The organism is Curtobacterium sp. YR515, assembly GCF_900113095.1.
GTDB lineage: Bacteria > Actinomycetota > Actinomycetes > Actinomycetales > Microbacteriaceae > Curtobacterium.
In genome coordinates this window covers 290834-308799 of sequence record NZ_FOOD01000005.1, presented here as the reverse complement: position 1 = coordinate 308799, position 17966 = coordinate 290834, and the positions used below count along the sequence as shown (strand labels likewise).

The window sequence follows — 17966 nt, the reverse complement described above, 5'->3', positions numbered from 1 at the left end:
CTCACCTCAACCCGGGCTGAAAGGGACCTCGTGTTCAGCAAGATCCTGGTCGCCAATCGTGGCGAGATCGCCATCCGTGCCTTCCGGGCCGCGTACGAGCTGGGGGCGAAGACCGTCGCCGTCTACCCGTACGAGGACCGCAACTCCCTGCACCGCCTCAAGGCGGACGAGGCCTACCTGATCGGTGAGCGCGGACATCCCGTCCGCGCCTACCTGGACGTCTCCGAGATCGTGCGTGTCGCACGCGAGTCTGGTGCCGACGCGATCTACCCGGGCTACGGCTTCCTGTCCGAGAACCCGGAGCTCGCCGCCGCTGCCGCCGCCGCGGGCATCACGTTCATCGGCCCGGGCGAGCACGTGCTCGAGATGGCGGGCAACAAGGTCACCGCGAAGGAACACGCGGTCGCGGCCGGTGTCCCGGTCCTCGCGAGCACCCCGGCGAGCCGCGACATCGAGGAACTCCTCGCCGGCGCGGACGCCATCGGCTTCCCGGTGTTCGCGAAGGCCGTCGCCGGTGGTGGTGGCCGTGGCATGCGCCGGGTGGAGACGAAGCCCGAGCTGCGTGCGGCCCTCGAAGAGGCGATGCGCGAGGCCGACAGCGCCTTCGGCGACCCGACGATGTTCCTCGAGCAGGCCGTCATCCGGCCGCGCCACATCGAGGTGCAGATCCTCGCCGACGCCACCGGCACCGACGCGGGCACGATCCACCTCTTCGAGCGCGACTGCTCGGTCCAGCGCCGGAACCAGAAGGTCGTCGAGATCGCGCCGGCGCCGAACCTCGACCCGGCGATCGCGCAGGCGCTGCACCGCGACGCCGTCGCCTTCGCCCGGTCGATCGGGTACGTGAACGCCGGCACGGTGGAGTTCCTGCTCGACACCGAGGGCGAGCGTGCGGGCCAGCACGTCTTCATCGAGATGAACCCGCGCATCCAGGTCGAGCACACCGTCACCGAAGAGGTCACGGACGTCGACCTCGTCCAGTCGCAGATGCGCATCGCAGCCGGGCAGACCCTCGGCGACCTCGGCCTGTCGCAGGACAGCGTCCGGGTGCACGGCGCCGCCCTGCAGACACGCATCACCACCGAGGACCCGACGCAGGGCTTCCGCCCGGACACGGGTCGCATCACGACGTACCGCAGCCCGGGTGGCGCGGGCGTCCGCCTCGACGGCGGCACGGTCGCCACCGGCGCGCAGATCAGCCCGCACTTCGACTCGATGCTCGCGAAGATGACCTGCCGCGGGCGGGACTTCCCGGCGGCGGTGGCCCGGGCGAAGCGCGCCCTCGCGGAGTTCCGCATCCGCGGCGTCTCCACGAACATCCCGTTCTTGCAGGCCGTGCTCGAGGACCCCGACTTCGACCGCGGCGACATCTCGACGAAGTTCATCGAGGAGCGCCCGCAGCTGTTCGGCGGCCACGTCTCGAAGGACCGCGGCACGAAGGTGCTGAACTGGCTGGCCGACGTCACGGTGAACAAGCCGAACGGCGAGCGTCGCCCGCAGACCGTCGAGCCGAGCGAGAAGCTGCCGACGATCGACCTCGGCGTCCCGGTCCCCGAGGGACAGCGCGACCGCCTCCGACTGCTGGGTCCGGCCGAGTGGGCGAAGGCGCTCCGTGGCCAGACCGAGCTCGCCGTCACCGAGACGACGATGCGCGACGCCCACCAGTCGCTCCTCGCGACCCGTGTGCGCACGAAGGACCTCGTCGCGGTCGCCCCGTACGTCGCCCGACTCACGCCGCAGCTGCTCAGCGTCGAGGCCTGGGGCGGTGCCACCTACGACGTGGCGCTCCGCTTCCTCGGCGAGGACCCGTGGGAGCGGCTCGCCTCGCTGCGCGAGGCGATGCCGAACATCCCGATCCAGATGCTGCTCCGCGGGCGCAACACGGTCGGCTACACGCCGTACCCGACCGAGGTGACGGACGCGTTCGTGGCCGAGGCGGCCGCGACGGGTGTCGACGTGTTCCGCGTGTTCGACGCGCTCAACGACGTCAGCCAGTTGCGTCCGGCCCTGGAGGCGGTGCTCGCCACCGACACGGCCGTCGCCGAAGCGGCGCTCTGCTACACCGCCGACCTCCTCGACCCGTCCGAGGACCTCTACACGCTCGACTACTACCTCCGCCTCGCGGAGCAGATGGTCGAGGCCGGTGCGCACGTCATCGGTATCAAGGACATGGCCGGCCTGCTCCGCGCCGGCGCGGCCGAGCGGCTCGTCACCGCCCTGCGGGAGCGCTTCGACCAGCCGGTGCACGTGCACACGCACGACACCGCGGGCGGACAGCTCGCGACGCTCCTCGCCGCGGCCCGTGCCGGTGCCGACGCGGTGGACGTCGCCGCCGCGCCGATGGCCGGCACGACCAGCCAGCCGAGCATGTCCGCGCTCGTCGCCGCCCTGGCGCACACCGAGCGCGACACGGGGCTCTCCCTCGACGCCGTCGGCGACCTCGAGCCGTACTGGGAAGCGGTGCGGCGTGCGTACGCCCCGTTCGAGTCCGGCCTGCCGGGTCCGACGGGCCGCGTGTACAAGCACGAGATCCCCGGCGGTCAGCTGTCGAACCTCCGCCAGCAGGCCATCGCGCTCGGGCTCGGCGACCGCTTCGAGCAGGTCGAGGACTGGTACGCCGAGGCGAACCGGATCCTCGGCCGCCCCACGAAGGTCACGCCGTCGTCGAAGGTCGTCGGCGACCTCGCGCTGCAGCTGGCCGCGGTGGACGCCGACCCGGTCGACTTCGAGCAGAACCCGCAGAAGTACGACATCCCGGACTCCGTCGTCGGCTTCATGGCCGGCGAACTCGGCGACCTGCCCGGTGGCTGGCCCGAGCCCTTCCGGTCGAAAGTCCTCGCGGGCCGCGACGTCCGGCTCGAGATCACGCCGGTGCCGGACGCCGAGCGCGCACACCTGGAGACCCCCGGTCCCGAACGGCGACAGGCCCTCAACCGCCTGCTCTTCCCGCAGCCGACGCAGCAGTTCGAGCGCGTCCGCGAGCAGTACGGCGACCTGTCCGTCGTGCCGACCGTCGACTACCTGTACGGCCTGCGCCCCGAGCAGGAGCACGTCGTGCCGCTCGGCAAGGGCGTGGACCTGTTCGTCGGGCTCGAGGCGATCGGCGAGGCCGACGCGCGCGGCGTCCGCACGGTCATGGCGACGATGAACGGGCAGCTCCGCCCGGTGTACGTCCGCGACCGCTCGATCGAGGTCGAGACCAAGGCCGCCGAGCAGGCGGACAAGACCGACCCGAAGCACGTCGCGGCACCGTTCTCCGGTGTCGTGACGCTCAAGGTCGCCGTCGGTGACGTCGTCGAAGCCGGACAGGCCGTGGCGAGCATCGAGGCGATGAAGATGGAAGCGGCCATCACGGCACCCGTCGCGGGGACCGTCGGCCGACTCGCGATCCCGGTGACCCAGCAGGTGGACGCCGGCGACCTCCTGGTGGTGCTGCAGTAAATTGACCGTCCGTCCCATCCGCCTGTTCGGCGACCCCGTCCTCCGGTCCCCGGCCGACCCGATCCGTCCAGACGCGCTCGGCAGCGCGGGCATCCGCGACCTCGTGCAGGACCTCGTCGACACCGTCAAGGAGCCCGGCCGCGCCGGCGTCGCCGCTCCCCAGATCGGTGTCGGTCTGCGCGCCTTCTCGTACAACGTCGACGGCGAGGTCGGCTACGTGCTCAACCCCGAGATCGTCGAGGTGTCGGGGGAGCCGGAGCTCATGGACGAGGGCTGTCTCTCCGTCCCCGGCCTGTCGTACCCCACGCGCCGGTACCCGTACGCGAAGGTCCGCGGGGTCGACGTCGACGGGGCCGAGGTCGTGCTCGAGGGCACCGGGCTCATGGCCGAGGCGCTCCAGCACGAGGTGGACCACCTCGACGGCACCGTCTACGTGATGACGCTCGACCCGGAGATCCGCCGCCAGGCGCTCCGCGACATCCGCGCGCAGGACTGGTTCCACTAGTCCTCCGAAGTGCCCACCCTCGGTCGGGCGGCACCCTGACTCGGGGGTGAGGTGCGTGCGCACTCCTGGGTACGGTGACCGCGTCGACCAGGGGAGCACCATGACACAGGGACCAGCCCGCCGCGCCGTCGTCGCCGTCCTCGGCGTCCTCGCCGTCGCCGCGGCCACCGCCGTCGGCCCGGCCACCACCGCGCCGGCCGAAGCCGCCACGGCGAGCGTGCCGACCTACACCGAGTCGCCGGACTACGCCACCGAGACCTTCGGCGACCCCTGGGACTACAGCAACACCGCCGACCAGAACACCGACCGCGTCGGCTACGGCCGCTACTCGATCAGCAAGGGCCACCTGATCGGCACCCTCGAGCGCTCCACCTACTTCTCCCCGGTCGAGACCATGCCCGGCACGCTGCCCTACGGCCGCGACGGCGCCCTCCACCCGATCGACACGAAGCGCTACACGCACCTCTCCGTCTCGATGGACCAGCCGTACGCCGGCCGGCAGATCGCGATCAGCTGGTTCACCTGCGCGGCACGATCGCTCAGCTGCATGGGCGGCGTGACCGCGAAGGTCGAGAAGGGGAACCACGTCGTCGACGTCGACCTCACCGGGAAGTCCGTCATGGGCGGGCACGTCCCCTGGACCGGTTCGAAGCCGACGCTGCTCCGCGTGCAGCCGATCGTCGTCCACACCGGCGAGAGTCCGAGCGGGAAGGTCAGCATCGACTGGACCCGGCTCCACGGCGGCTCCGCTCCGCAGGACGCCCTGCCGGCGGGCGACTACGGCACCTTCCGGGTCTTCGCCCGACCGATCGCGGTCGTGGACAGCCCGAACCCCGACCAGGGCAAGGACCTCGCCGCCGGCCAGCGCGGGCGCTCCTGGGTCCTGACGAACGGCGTCGCTGGGCGCGGCGTCACGCTGAAGAACGCCCGGTTCCGCAGCTGGAGCTCCGTCGGCCTCACCGCGCAGAACGCCGGCCCGATCGTGCGCGACCCCGAGGTCGTCTTCCCGGTGTCGGCCTTCGACGGCAAGCAGTACCACTGGCTGTCCTGGTCAATGTCGTACGACGGCGCCTACGACCTCCGCAACGCCCCCGGCGGCGGGAAGATGGCGCGCCTGGTGTGGTCGGTGCGCGGCGCGAAGGGCCTGCAGGTCAGCAACGACGTCCTGACCTTCTCCGGCGCCAACGCCACCCCGGTCGGCCCGAACGAGTCCGGCGAGAACCGCATCGACCTCGCGGCGACGAACCCCCTCGACGAGACGATGCCGAAGGGCAGCCCCGGGTGGAAGCAGGTCGTCACGAGCCTCCGCTGGGACCCGAACGAGGACCGCGGCGCCGCCGTGTGGCACCTCAAGTCGTTCCACCTCCGCGCGGACCCGGCAGCCAACGGGTGGACGCGCATCGGCTTCCACGACGCCGCCTGGACCGCCGGGACGACCGCGAAGGTCACCGTGACGCGCGACGGCACGACGACGAAGCGCGTGCTGGTGGACGGCGCGGCCGTGACGAAGGGTGCGAACAGCGTGCCGTTCGTCCTCGGCACACTGCCGGCGGGGAGCTACCACGCGACCGTCACGCTCCGGCACCCGGACGGCTCGACCGCGACGAGCACCTCCGCGGCGCCCGTCCGGATGTCGGCGGCTCCGGTGGGCGCCCACGACCCGCGCGGGCACGACCAGGCACCGGCGGCCACCGCGACGGGGGTCACGGTCGCGGGCTGGGCCTACGACCCGGACACGACCCGGCCGCTGACGATCCGCGTCACCGAGGCCGGGCGGGTCCTCGCGACCGGCACGACCGGCCTCACCCGGAAGGACGTCCGGAAGGTGCACCCGGACGCACCGATCGGCTCCGGCTACCGCTTCGCGGTCCCGCTGGCGAGCGGGTCGCACACCCTCTGCACGACCGCCGTCGGCGCCGGCTCGGGCATGCCCGAGACCGACCTCGGATGCCGGACCGTCCGCGTTCCGTGAACGCCGTGGTGACACCCCAACGTGGGATTGTCGCTTTGTCCTGACGAAGAGGTACCGTATCGCCGTCGGCTTCCCACCGACACCGTTTCCCACACCCCCAGGACATCCCCATGACCGCACAGAACGACGAGCTCAGCTCGCACCGCACCCGCACCAACCGTCGCCCCACCGAGGTCCAGGTCACGACCTCCTCGACGGCCGTCCTCGACGCCCCGGAGACGCAGCAACCGCAGGAGCGCTGAGCGCGCGGGCGGACGCGACCACGGGTCGCGCCCCGCGCGCAGGGTGACGCACAGGAGGCGCGGTGCCGGTCCACGGGACCGGCACCGCGCCTCCTGGCACGCGTCGCGGACCTAGCCCCGGCGGCGGCGACCCTCGACGACGGGCGTCGCGGTGGTCTGCACCTTCGACCCCGAGTAGATGTGCTCGACGTCGGCAGCGAAGTCCTTCAGGACGACCGCGCGCTTGATCGTCAGCTTCGGCGTGAGGTGCCCCGATGCCTCGGTGAGGTCGGTGTCGAGCACCGTGAACGACCGGACCGACTCGGCACGTGACACGCGCTGGTTGGCGGCGTCGATCGCTTCCTGCACGGCCTGGTGGACCCGCTCGTCGTAGGCGGCCTCGTGCGCGGTGAGCGCCGGGGTGATCCCGCGCGTCTCGCACCAGCCGGCGAGCATGTCCCGGTCGAGCGTGACGAGGGCGGCGACGAACGGCTTGCCCTCGCCGACGACGACGACCTGTCCGATGAGCGGGTGCTCGCGGATGCCGTCCTCGAGCGGTGCCGGTGCGACGTTCTTGCCGCTGGCGGTGACGATGAGCTCCTTGGCGCGGCCGGTCACGGTGAGGACGCCGTCGGTGTCGAGCCGGCCGAGGTCGCCGGTCCGGAACCAGCCGTCGACGAGCGCCTTCGCGGTGGCCTCGTCGTTCCGCCAGTAGCGGTCGAAGACGTCGACGCCGCGGATGAGGATCTCGTCGTCCTCGGCGATCCGGATCTCGACGCCCGGGAGCGCGCGGCCGACACTGCCGATCCGGAGCTCCCCGGCTCGGTTCACGGTCGCGGGAGCGGTCGTCTCGGTGAGGCCGTACCCCTCGAGGATGAGCACCCCGATCGACCGGAAGAAGTGCGACAGCCGCGGGGAGAGCGGTGCCGAGCCGCTCACGGCGTAGCGGACGCGGCCGCCCATCGCGTCGCGGAGCTTGGCGTAGACGAGCCGGTCGAAGAGCTTGAACCGGAGGGCGAGCCCGAGCGGGACCTTCCCGCTCGCGAGGGCCTCGGAGTGCGCGACCGCGGTCTTCGCAGCGGCACGGAAGATCCGCCCCTTGCCCCCGAGGTCGGCCTTCTGCTCGGCGGAGTTGTAGATCTTCTCGAACACGCGCGGGACGGCGAGCAGGAACGACGGCTTGAACGTCGACACCGCGTGCATGAGGTCCTTCGTGTCCGGCTCGTGGCCGACGAGGACGCCCGCGGAGACGGACATCACCGCGATGAACCGGGCGAAGACGTGGGCCATCGGGATGAACAGCAGCGTCGAGGCATCGTCGGCGACGACCTCGGGCATCGCCTCCGACGCGCCCTCCACGGTCGCGGTGAAGTTGTCGTGCCGGAGCACGCAGCCCTTCGGCCGGCCCGTCGTCCCCGAGGTGTAGATGATCGTGGCGTCGTCGTGGCCGTGCACGTCGACCGTGCGGGCGTCGAGCTCGGCGTCGGTGACGTCCTCGCCGAGGCGGACGAGGTCGTCGAGCCCGCCGCCGTCGATCGTCCAGTGCTGGCCGAGGTGCGGCAGGTCCGGTGCGATCGACGCGACACGGCGGGCGTGCTCCTCCTGCTCGACGACGATCGCGACGGCCTCGGAGTCGGAGAGGATCCAGCGCACCTGGTCGGGAGAGCTGGTCTCGTAGACCGGGATCGACACGAGGCCGGCGGTCCACACGGCGAAGTCGACGAGCGTCCACTCGAGGCGGGTGCGCGACAGGATCGCCACGTGCGCGCCGGGCTCGAGGCCTGCGGCGACGAAGCCCTTCGCGATCCCGCGGACCCGACGTTCGACGTCGGCCGCGCTGATCGGGGTCCAGGTGTCGCCGCGGCGCTCGGCGAGGATCGGACGGTCCGGTGTCGCCCGCGCCCGCTCGGAGAGCAGTCGGGCAGCCGAGCCGTGGTCGGGTGCGGTGATCGGTGTTGGGTGCCGCTGATCGTTCACGGTGACTCCCTTGTCGGCCGGTTCGATTCGAGTGCGCCTCATCGTCGAGGCGACACCGCCAGCATAGGGCGCGGTGTCGAGCGTTCCGTGTGGACGCAGGGAACCGGTAGGCTCGTTCCTCGTGCACGCCATCGGAATCGACATCGGGGGCACCAAGATCGCGGGAGCGGTCGTCACGGAACTGGGCGAGATCGTCGCCGAGGACCGGGTGGCCACCAACGCTGCGGACCCGGACGCCATGCTCGACGACGTGGTCGCGATGGTCTCGCGACTGCGCGCCGCGAACGAGGTCAGCGCGGTGGGCGTCGCCGCGCCGGGCTTCATCGACGCCTCGCAGTCGATCGTCTACTACACGCCGAACATCCGGTGGCGGAACGAGCCGCTGCGCCAGAAGCTGCAGCAGCGCATCGGTGACCTGCACATCACCGTCGACAACGACGCCAACGCGGCGGGCTGGGCGGAGTTCCGCTTCGGTGCCGGTCGGCTCGTGTCCGACATGACCATGCTGACGATCGGGACCGGCGTCGGCGGTGCGATCGTCACCGAGGACCGGCTGTTCCGCGGGGGCTTCGGCACCGGTGGCGAGATCGGCCACCTCCGGATCGTGCCGAACGGCCTCCCGTGCGGCTGCGGCGCCCGCGGCTGCATCGAGCAGTACGGCTCCGGTCGTGCCCTGCAGCGCATGGCGAACGACGTCGCGGACGCCGGCGGCATCGGTTCCGCCCTCGCCGACGCCCGTGCGGCCAACGGCGGGGAGCTCGACGGGCACATCGTCGGCGACCTGATCCTGGCCGACGACCCGGGTGCCCTGGCGGCCCTGCGGCGGCTCGGTCGGCACCTCGGCGAGGCCTGCGCCTCGCTGTCCGCCGTGCTCGACCCGCAGCTCTTCGTCTTCGGCGGCGGCGTCGCGAGTGCGGGGGACCGGCTGCTCGACCCGATCAAGCAGGCCTACCTCAACAACCTGCCGGCCCGGGGCTACCACCCGGAGCCGGACTTCGTGATCGCCGAGCTCGTCAACGACGCCGGTGTCGTCGGCGCGGCCGACCTCGCTCGGATCCACGCCCGCACGGCGTAGGGTCGCACCACCCCACCGTCTCGGAGTCGACGATGACCTACTGGCTGCTGAAGAACTTCCTGCTCGGGCCGCTCATCCTCACGCTCTTCCGGCCGTGGGTCGTCGGCCGTGAGCACGTCCCCGCGAAGGGACCGGTGATCTTCGCGTCCAACCACATCTCGTTCATCGACTCGGTGATCCTGCCGGCCGTGCTCGACCGCCGGCTGTCGTTCCTGGCGAAGAGCGACTACTTCACCGGTCGCGGGCTCAAGGGCTGGGCGACGAAGACGTTCTTCAACGCCATCGGCCAGCTCCCCATCGATCGCTCCGGCGGCAAGGCGTCCGAGGCGTCGCTCCGGACCGGCCTGCAGGTCCTCGCCCGGGGTGAGCAGCTCGGCATCTACCCCGAGGGCACCCGCAGCCCGGACGGCAAGCTCTACCGGGGCCGGACCGGCATCGCCCGCATGATCCTCGAGGGGCGCGTCACCGTCGTCCCGGTCGCCATGGTCGGCACGCGCGAGGTGCAGCAGATCGGGCAGCGCTTCCCGAAGTTCAAGCGCGTTGGCGTCGTCTTCGGCAAGCCCCTCGACTTCTCCCGCTTCGAGGGCTTCGAGACCGACCGCTTCATCCTCCGCAGCGTCACCGACGAGGTCATGCACGAGCTCGCCGGGCTGAGCCGCCAGGAGTACGTCGACGTCTACGCGACAAGTGTCAAGGAGCGTGCGAGCACGGCGCGCGAGCAGGTCCTCCGCGGCAAGGTCACGCGGAATGGGCGGGGCACCTCGGCACGTTAGGATTCGATGGTTCCGGCATCCGCCCGGACGGCCATCCCTTCGAGAGGTACCACCCTTGTTCGAGTCGACCGACTTCGTCGCCCTGCAGGATCCGGACGTGATCGAGGGCCTCGACTACTGGCGGACGCTCCCGATCAAGCAGCAGCCCACGTGGCCGGACGCCAGCGCGGCCGAGGCCGCCTCGGCCGAGATCGCCACGCTGCCCCCGCTCGTCTTCGCGGGCGAGGTCGACAAGCTGCGTGAACGGCTCGCGTCGGCGGCCCAGGGCAAGGCGTTCCTGCTGCAGGGCGGCGATTGCGCCGAGACGTTCGCCGGTGCCACGGCGGACTCGATCCGCGACCGTGTGAAGACCATCCTCCAGATGGCCGTCGTGCTCACCTACGGTGCGTCGATGCCCGTCATCAAGATGGGCCGCATGGCCGGGCAGTTCGCCAAGCCGCGCTCGAGCGACTTCGAGACCCGCGGCGACGTCACGCTGCCCGCCTACCGCGGCGACATCGTGAACGGCTACGACTTCACGCCGGAGAGCCGCCAGGCCGACCCCCGACGCCTCGTGCAGGGCTACCACACCGCTGCGTCGACCCTGAACCTCGTCCGCGCCTTCACGCAGGGCGGGTTCGCCGACCTGCGCCAGGTGCACTCGTGGAACAAGGGCTTCGCGTCGAACCCGGCGAACGCCCGGTACGAGCACCTCGCGAAGGAGATCGACCGCGCGATCCGCTTCATGGACGCCTGTGGTGCGGACTTCGACGAGCTGAAGCACGTCGAGTTCTACGCCTCGCACGAGGGGCTGCTCATGGACTACGAGCGCCCGATGACCCGGATCGACTCGCGGTCCGGGCTCGCCTACGACACCTCCGGACACTTCATCTGGATCGGTGAGCGCACCCGCGACCTGGACGGCGCCCACGTGGACTTCCTGTCCCGCGTGCGGAACCCGATCGGCGTCAAGCTCGGCCCGACGACCTCGGTCGACGACATGAAGGCCCTGGTCGACAAGCTCGACCCGAACCGCGAGCCGGGGCGCCTCACCTTCATCACCCGCATGGGCGCCGGCAAGATCCGCGACGAGCTGCCGAAGCTGCTCGAGGCGATCAAGGGCATGGACGCCAACCCGCTGTGGGTGACGGACCCGATGCACGGCAACGGCCTGACGACGCCGACCGGGTACAAGACCCGCCGGTTCGACGACGTCGTGGACGAGGTCCTCGGCTTCTTCGAGGCCCACCGCGAGGTCGGCACGTACCCGGGCGGCATGCACGTCGAGCTCACCGGTGACGACGTCACGGAGTGCCTGGGCGGCTCGGAGCAGATCGACGAGGCCACCCTCGCGACCCGCTACGAGTCCCTGTGCGACCCGCGGCTGAACCACATGCAGTCGCTCGAGCTGGCGTTCCTGGTCGCCGAGGAGCTCGGCGCCCACCCGCACGTGCGCGCGTAGCACGGTCGCGATCCGCGAGAGCGACAGGGTCCTGCGGAGTCTCCGCGGGACCCTGTTGCCTCGTCGGCACGGGCTGCGCGATGCGCACGTCCGTCGCTTTCGCGCAGTGGTCGCCACGACCGTGGGACGGGAGGCGCGGTGCCAGCCCGCACCGCGCCTCCCGTCCACGCGCGCTCGTGACCCCGTCGTGCGGGCCGAGTCTCGCAGCGCCGCCGACGGCCGCGGCGTACGAGAGCGACAGGGTCCTGCGGAATCTCCGCGGGACCCTGTCGCCTCGGCGGCACGGGCTGCGTCGCGATGCGCACGTCTGTCGCTTTCGCGCAGTGGTAGCCACGACCGTGTGACGGGAGGCGCGGTGCCAGCCCGCGCCGCGCCTCCCGTCCCTCACGCGCTCGCGGCCGGGGCCGAGACTCGGCCCGGCGGACAGTTCGGGCCGCGCGAGGGCGCGGAACTGTCCGCGGGGCCGAGACTCGCCGTCGCGCGGTGCGCCTACTGCTTGTAGGCGAGCGTGATCGTGTCGCCGCGGTGCACCGTCGTGCCCGCCGCCGGGTCCGTGGACTCGACGGGGAGCGAGGCCTTCCAGTCGTAGAAGCCGCACAGGATGTTCGTGCAGTCCGGCACCGAGACCTTGAGCCCGAGCGCGTCGAGCGTCGAGGTGGCGTCGTTGATCGTCTTCCCGTGCACGTCCGGCAGCGTGATGGGCGCCGGACCCTTGGACACGACGACGTCGATCGCGGAGCCGCGCACGACGGGGTCGTCCTGGGCCTTCGCGGACATGATCTGCCCCTCGGGCACGTCGTCGCTGAACTGGCCGTCCTGCGAGCCGAGCGTGAGCCCCACCGTGTCGAGCGTGGCCGTGGCGTCGCTCACGGACTTGCCGACCACGTCCGGGACCGCGCCGAGGGAGACGGTGAGCGTCACCGGGCCGCGTTCGCCGTAGGTCTCGACCGTCGAGAGGTCGATCGTCTCGCCGTCGGTGCCGAGACCCGTCGCGGCGATGACGGTGTCCTTCGGGGCGTCGGCGGAGAACTGGTACTGGTCGTCCTGCAGCTGGAAGTCGTCATCGAGCGCCGCGGTGACGGTGGAGAGCGGCTGCCCGACGATGGCCGGCAGGGCGATCATCTTCGGCCCGTTCGACACGACGATCTGCACCGAGGTACCCTTGCGGACCTCGCGCTCGGCGGCGGGCTTGGTCGTGGAGACCTGGCCCTTCGCGACGACGGCGTCGAACCGGGTCGCGGTCGACGACGCCGTGTGGAGGCCCTGCGCCTCGAGGAGCTGTCGTGCCTGCGAGACGGACTTGCCCGTGACCTCGGGGATGCGGACGTTGCCCCACGGCCCGGGGCCGAGGGCCCAGCCGATCGAGCCGCCGATCGCCATGAGCACGAGGACGACGACGAGGATGATCCACCCGCGCTTGCGACGCTTGGTCGACTTGTCGGCGAGTCGCTGTCCGGCGGGGGAGAGGGCTCCTGGCTGCGACCCGGTCCGGCGGGGACCCGGAGCGTTCCGGCCACCGCGGCCACCGGGCTGCTGGGCCGACGAGCGCTGGGCCGGTTCGAGGATGGTGGTGGCGTCACCCGAGTCCGCCGAGGTCGGCGTCGCGGAGCCGGCGGGGATGATCGCGGTCGCGTTCTCGGGGCGCAGCACGGCGGTGCGGTACTGACCGGTGGCACGCTGCTGGTCGCCCGACATGTGGTCGAGCATCTCGCGGGCGTCGCGCGGCCGGTCGTCCGGGTTGCGGGCGGTGGACCAGGCGACGAGGTCGTCGAGCTCCGGCGGGACCCCGGCGACGGCGACGCTCGGCGCGGGGACCGAGTCGTTGGCGTGCTGGTAGGCGATCTGCATCGGCTGCTCGCCCTTGTAGGGCTGCTCGCCGGTGAGCATCTCGTAGAGCATGATGCCGAGCGCGTAGATGTCGCTGCGGGAGTCGGCGGCGCCGCGCGTGACGAGCTCGGGGGAGAGGTACGCGATCGTCCCGAGCAGGGCCGCCCCGGTCGCGGTGTTCGCCGTGGTCGCACGGGCGAGACCGAAGTCGCCGAGCTTGATGCGGCCGTCGTCGGCGAGCAGGACGTTCTCGGGCTTGAGGTCGCGGTGCACGATGCCGGCGCGGTGGGCCGAGGCGAGCCCGGCGAGGACGGCCCGGAGGATGTCGGTCGCCTGCTCCGGTGTCAGTGCGTGGTGTTCCTGCAGGAGGTCGCGGAGCGTGATGCCCGGGATGTACTCCATGACGATGTACGCCGTGTCGTCCTCGGCGCCCTGGTCGTACACGCCGACGAGGTTCGGGTGGGAGAGCCGGGCGGCTGACCGGGCCTCTTGGATGAAGCGCTCCCGGAAGGCCTGGTCGTCCGCCAGGTGGCCGTGCATGATCTTGATCGCGACGCGCCGCTCGAGCCGCACGTCGGTCGCCAGGTACACGGTCGCCATGCCCCCGCGCGCGATGCGGGAGCGTACGCGGTACCGGTGATCGATCATGCGACCGATCATCGGATCCGTGGCGGCGTTGGTGGTCATCGGCGGCATTCTACGAATCGGGACTGCACGGACCCGCACTGACGCTCCGGTCGTGACCGAATCTCGATCTTGCGGATGACTCGGTTCCGCCGAGCGGCCAGGCGTGCGAGCGCGCGCGACGGCCCGGCGGACGGGCGTGCGAGCGCGCGCGACGGCCCGGCGGCCAGGCTCAGAGCGACGCCAGCAGGCTCTGCGCGGTCTTCTCCCACTGCGCGTACGCCTTCGGGTACGCCGACACCTGCACGGCCTGCGCCGCCGTCGTGACGTTCATCGACGACCAGCCGGCGATGTCGAGCAGCCCGCGGGTGTGCCCGGGGTTGCCCGTGAAGAACCGCTTCGCCGCCGTCGCCGGGTCTTGGAGGGCCGCAGCGGACCCCCAGCCCTGGCTCGGCCGCTGCTGGAACAGCCCGACCGAGTCGCGGTCCCCGTGGGAGAGGTTGCGCAGGCTCGACTCCTGCATCGCCGCGGCGAGGGCGATGACGATCCCGTGGTCGGACACCCCGAGGGAGCGGCCGACCGCCACGATCGTCGCCGCGTTGCCCCGCTGCTCGGCGGAGAGCGAGGGGCCCGACGACGGCAGGACGAGCGTCTTGCCGGCGTAGATCGTGCTCGTGTAGGTCAGCCCGTTCGCCGAGAGGAGCGCCGAGACCGTCACGCCGTGCGAGGCCGCGATCGAGGCGATGGTGTCACCCGTCCCGATCTTCACGCTGCCGGCTCGGGCCGACGACGCACTGCCGGGGGCGGAGGCCGGAGCGGACGTGACCGCCGCCACCGGCGCTGCCGTCGCACCCGCGGTCGGCACCCGCAGCGTCTGCCCGGGGTAGATCACCGAGCGCTGGGAGAGCTTGTTCGCGCTGAGGAGCGCCGTGGTCGACACACCGACGCGCGAGGCGATGCCGGACACCGTGTCGCCCTGCTTGACGTGGTAGCTGCCCGTGGCCGAGGTCGTCGCCGACGCCGTGTTGACCGCCGGCGTCGAGGAGAGGTGCAGCGTCTGCCCGGGGTGGATGATCGTGTTCCAGCCGAGGCCGTTGCGCACGAGGACCTCCTGCGCGGACAGGCCGTAGCGGGCGGCGATGCCCGACACGGTGTCGCCCTGACGGACGGTGTAGGTGGTGGGCGCCTTCGTCGAGACGGCGGCGACCGTGGTCACGGTGGTCTGCGACGGACGGGCGACCGCGGTCTCGAAGACCGGTCGATCGGTCACCGTGCGGTCCTCGTCGACGTGCCGCTTGTTGCGGTTGTCGTCGTCGTGGCGCGGTTCGGCGTGGGCGACCGGTCCGGTGAGTCCGGCGGTCACCGCGATCGTCCCCGCGAGGACGATGGGCATGGTCGCGAACCGGGCGGATCGTGCGCGCCGGGCGTCTTCGTCTGCAGCGTTGTCCACGGTGTCTCCTGTTCGAGCGGTGAGCCGTTGCACGTGCGTGCGCACTCACAGGTGTTCCCACGCTGGCATGGCGTGATTCCCAAGTCAACCAGAGAGTCGGATGTTGCGTGTGTGACGAATGTGACGAATGAGTCGGTGTGGTGTCCCGTCGCACTCTGGCAACATGGGGCCTGTGAGTGCTGCACCCATCGACGACACGACCCTTTCCGAGCGATGGCTGACCGTCCCCGACCTGGTGGACCTGCTCGGGGTGAGCCCCGGACGCGTCCACCGGCTCTTCGAGCAGAAGACGCTGCTGGCCGCGCGCATCGACGGTGTCCTGCGTGTGCCGAGCGAGTTCCTCGACGACACCGAGCCCCTGCCGGAACTCCGCGGGACGCTCATCGTCCTGTCCGACAACGGCTTCACCGACGACGAGGCCGTGCGCTGGATGCTCTCCGTCGACGACGCGATGGGCACCTCGCCGATCGCCGCGCTGCGCGCAGGCCGCAAGGCCGAGGTGCGTCGCGTCGCCCAGTCGCTGCTCTAGCGGTTCCCACGTCGGGTCCAGGAGGCGCGGTGCCAGCCAGCACCGTCCCTCCCGTCACGGCCGTCGTGCCGCTGGCGCGTCACGCCGGAACCGGCGGGTGGGGCCCACCTCCTGGCATGCAGGTGGGGCGTCTACGCGGAGCGGCGGCTGACCGTGTCGGCCAGCGCGACGAGCTGCTCGCGCGCCGACGGCGTCAGCGGTGCCGCCTCGATCGCGGCCTTCGCGCGCTGCACGTGCCGCTCGATCGACCGCTCGACGGCGGCGACCGCACCGGACTCGGTGAGCGTCGCGCGGAGCATCTGCACCTGGGCCTCGTCGAGGTCCGGGTCGCCCAGGAGCTCGTCGAGCAACTGCCGGGGGCCAGTCGGCAACGCCTTGCGGGCCGAGGCGATGAGGACGGTGCGCTTGCCCTCGCGCAGGTCGTCGCCGGCGGGCTTGCCGGTGACCTCGGGGTCGCCGAAGACGCCGAGCATGTCGTCGCGGAGCTGGTAGGCGACGCCGAGGGGGAGGCCGAACGCCCGGAGCCCCTCGAGCTGCGCGTCCGATGCCCCGGCCACGAGGGCACCGATCACGAGCGGGGCCTCGATCGAGTACTTCGCGGACTTGAAGACGATGACGCGCTGGGCCCGGACGAGGTGCTCGTCCTCGTCGATGGTCGGCCAGGCGGTCTCCTCGTGCACGTCGAGGTACTGCCCCGCCGTGACGTCGAGGCGCATGGTGTGGAACTCCTGGCGGACGATGCGGCCCCGCGCGGGGTCGAGCAGGGCGAGCCCCTCGTCGAAGACCGAGTCGCTCAGGGAGAGCAGGAGGTCGCCGAGCAGCAGCGCCGAGTTCGTGCCGTAGAGCGCCCGGTCGCCGACCCAGCCCGACTCCTCGTGCAGGGACTCGAACCGGCGGTGCGCTGCAGGACGCCCGCGACGGGTGTCCGAGCGGTCCATGATGTCGTCGTGGACGAGCGCCGCGGCGTGGAAGATCTCGAGCGCGGCCGCGACCGTGACGATCGCCTCGGCCGTGGTCTGCCGGGACCCCTCGCCGAGCGGGTCGAACGAGCCCGACCGCCCCGCGACGGACTGCCAGCCCCAGTAGCAGAACAGGGCCCGGAACCGCTTGCCCCCGGAGAGCAGATCCCGCGCGTACTGGTCGAACGGAGCCAGGTCCGGACTGATCGCTGCGAGCCGTTCCCGTTGGTCGTCCAGCGCTCGATCGATCCGCGCCGACACGAGGTCCACTAATCGCGTACTCTCAGCCACACTCCCTACCCTAGTGGAGCGGTCGAGTCGTAGACTCGGTCCACCTCAACCACGCGTCGATCCCAGGAACAGAGGGAACAAAGATGCCACTCTCGGAGCAAGAGCAGCGCCTCCTCGAAGAGATGGAGCGCAGCCTCTACCAGAATGACTCCGACTTCGTCGCGCGTGTCACGCGTCGCCAGGGTCGTCCGACGTACACGTCGATCACGCTCGGGGTGCTCGGAGCACTCGCAGGCGTCGCCATCGTCATCGTCGGATTGGTCATGCGCCAGCCGCTCATCGGGATCCTCGGCTTCGTCGTGATGCTGGCCGGAGTCCTCTTCGCGCTGCGTCCAGGTATGCGAGCCCCCAAGGCGAAGGCGCCTCGGGCCGGCAAGCCGTCGACGGGCGGAGCCTCGCGGCCGAGTCAGGGCGGCGGCGGGTCCTTCATGGACCGGATGAACGACCGCTGGGACAAGCGGAACGACAACCAGGGCTAGCGGCCCTCCACACTCCTCCACGGGGTCGGTCCTTCGGGGCCGGCCCCGTTTCGTGCGTTCGGGGTGGGCGGGGGTGAGCGGGCGCCGCGCCGACTGTGCGGAACACGCCGCGACCCGTTCGGCGACCGGGCGAAATCGGTCCCGCTCGAGCCGGCGCGGCGGCCGATCGTGCCCGCTCGGCGAGTGGGCGAAATGGGTCCCGCTCGAGGCTGCGCGGCGGCCGATCGTGCCCGCTCGGTGGTCCGCCCGCGGCCGATCGTGCCCGCTCGGGGGTCCGCGCGCGGCGGGTCGTGACCGCTCGGCGGCCGGGCGAAATGGGTCCCACTCGAGCCCGCGCGGCGGCCGATCGCGCCCGCTCGGAGGTCCGCGCGCGGCGGGTCGTGACCGCTGGGGCGAGGCGGT

At 71.6% G+C, this 17966-nt stretch carries 13 protein-coding genes; 9 read left to right on the top strand and 4 right to left on the bottom strand.

The genetic code is table 11. The features are described from left to right. The first annotated feature begins 30 nt into the window (after nucleotides 1–30). From BM028_RS15615 to BM028_RS18875, 4 genes are all read left to right on the top strand, one after another. The gene (locus tag BM028_RS15615; protein WP_092387644.1) at nucleotides 31–3441 is read left to right on the top strand and encodes a pyruvate carboxylase; all 3411 of its coding nucleotides are present in this window, start codon (nucleotides 31–33) and stop codon (nucleotides 3439–3441) included. 1 nt (nucleotide 3442) lies between these two features. Beyond that, nucleotides 3443–3946: a peptide deformylase gene (locus tag BM028_RS15610; RefSeq protein WP_070418638.1), complete on the top strand. Its 504-nt coding sequence runs from the start codon at nucleotides 3443–3445 to the stop codon at nucleotides 3944–3946. 100 nt (nucleotides 3947–4046) lie between these two features. Then, a complete protein-coding gene (locus BM028_RS15605; protein WP_092387642.1) occupies nucleotides 4047–5918 on the top strand; it encodes a hypothetical protein in 1872 nt (623 codons plus the stop codon). Nucleotides 5919–6028: 110 nt separating this feature from the next. Further along, nucleotides 6029–6160, top strand: coding sequence for a hypothetical protein (locus BM028_RS18875; protein WP_258027649.1), 132 nt, complete (start codon nucleotides 6029–6031; stop codon nucleotides 6158–6160). Nucleotides 6161–6271: 111 nt separating this feature from the next. On the opposite strand, the gene BM028_RS15600 is transcribed toward BM028_RS18875, so the two are convergent. Continuing rightward, a complete protein-coding gene (locus BM028_RS15600) occupies nucleotides 6272–8116 on the bottom strand; it encodes an AMP-dependent synthetase/ligase (RefSeq protein WP_229087078.1) in 1845 nt (614 codons plus the stop codon). A 121-nt stretch (nucleotides 8117–8237) separates the two neighbouring features. On the opposite strand from BM028_RS15600, the gene BM028_RS15595 reads away from it, so the two are divergent. The 3 genes from BM028_RS15595 (at nucleotide 8238) to BM028_RS15585 (ending at nucleotide 11405) form a co-directional block, all read left to right on the top strand. Next, complete coding sequence (locus BM028_RS15595) at nucleotides 8238–9191, top strand: ROK family glucokinase (RefSeq protein ID WP_070418641.1); 954 nt, start codon at nucleotides 8238–8240, stop codon at nucleotides 9189–9191. 32 nt (nucleotides 9192–9223) lie between these two features. After that, nucleotides 9224–9964 (top strand): lysophospholipid acyltransferase family protein, encoded by a 741-nt coding sequence (locus BM028_RS15590; protein WP_070418642.1) that lies wholly within the window; start codon nucleotides 9224–9226, stop codon nucleotides 9962–9964. A 97-nt stretch (nucleotides 9965–10061) separates the two neighbouring features. Next, on the top strand, nucleotides 10062–11405 hold the full coding sequence (locus BM028_RS15585; protein ID WP_092387865.1) for a class II 3-deoxy-7-phosphoheptulonate synthase: 1344 nt from the start codon (nucleotides 10062–10064) through the stop codon (nucleotides 11403–11405). A gap of 489 nt (nucleotides 11406–11894) precedes the next feature. Here BM028_RS15585 and pknB read toward each other — a convergent pair whose 3' ends face one another. Together pknB and BM028_RS15575 are read right to left on the bottom strand one after the other, a co-directional pair. Further along, entirely contained in the window at nucleotides 11895–13919 is a 2025-nt protein-coding gene (pknB, locus tag BM028_RS15580) for a Stk1 family PASTA domain-containing Ser/Thr kinase (RefSeq protein ID WP_217647259.1), read from the bottom strand. A gap of 169 nt (nucleotides 13920–14088) precedes the next feature. Next, entirely contained in the window at nucleotides 14089–15249 is a 1161-nt protein-coding gene (locus BM028_RS15575; protein ID WP_092387859.1) for a LysM peptidoglycan-binding domain-containing protein, read from the bottom strand. A 229-nt stretch (nucleotides 15250–15478) separates the two neighbouring features. Between BM028_RS15575 and BM028_RS15570 the strand changes: the two genes are divergently transcribed. Then, a complete protein-coding gene (locus tag BM028_RS15570; RefSeq protein WP_254789630.1) occupies nucleotides 15479–15835 on the top strand; it encodes an Rv2175c family DNA-binding protein in 357 nt (118 codons plus the stop codon). Nucleotides 15836–15966: 131 nt separating this feature from the next. Here BM028_RS15570 and BM028_RS15565 read toward each other — a convergent pair whose 3' ends face one another. After that, a complete protein-coding gene (locus BM028_RS15565; protein ID WP_071301864.1) occupies nucleotides 15967–17085 on the bottom strand; it encodes a polyprenyl synthetase family protein in 1119 nt (372 codons plus the stop codon). A gap of 83 nt (nucleotides 17086–17168) precedes the next feature. Between BM028_RS15565 and BM028_RS15560 the strand changes: the two genes are divergently transcribed. Next, a complete protein-coding gene (locus BM028_RS15560; RefSeq protein ID WP_070418646.1) occupies nucleotides 17169–17564 on the top strand; it encodes a DUF3040 domain-containing protein in 396 nt (131 codons plus the stop codon). Nucleotides 17565–17966: the final 402 nt, after the last annotated feature.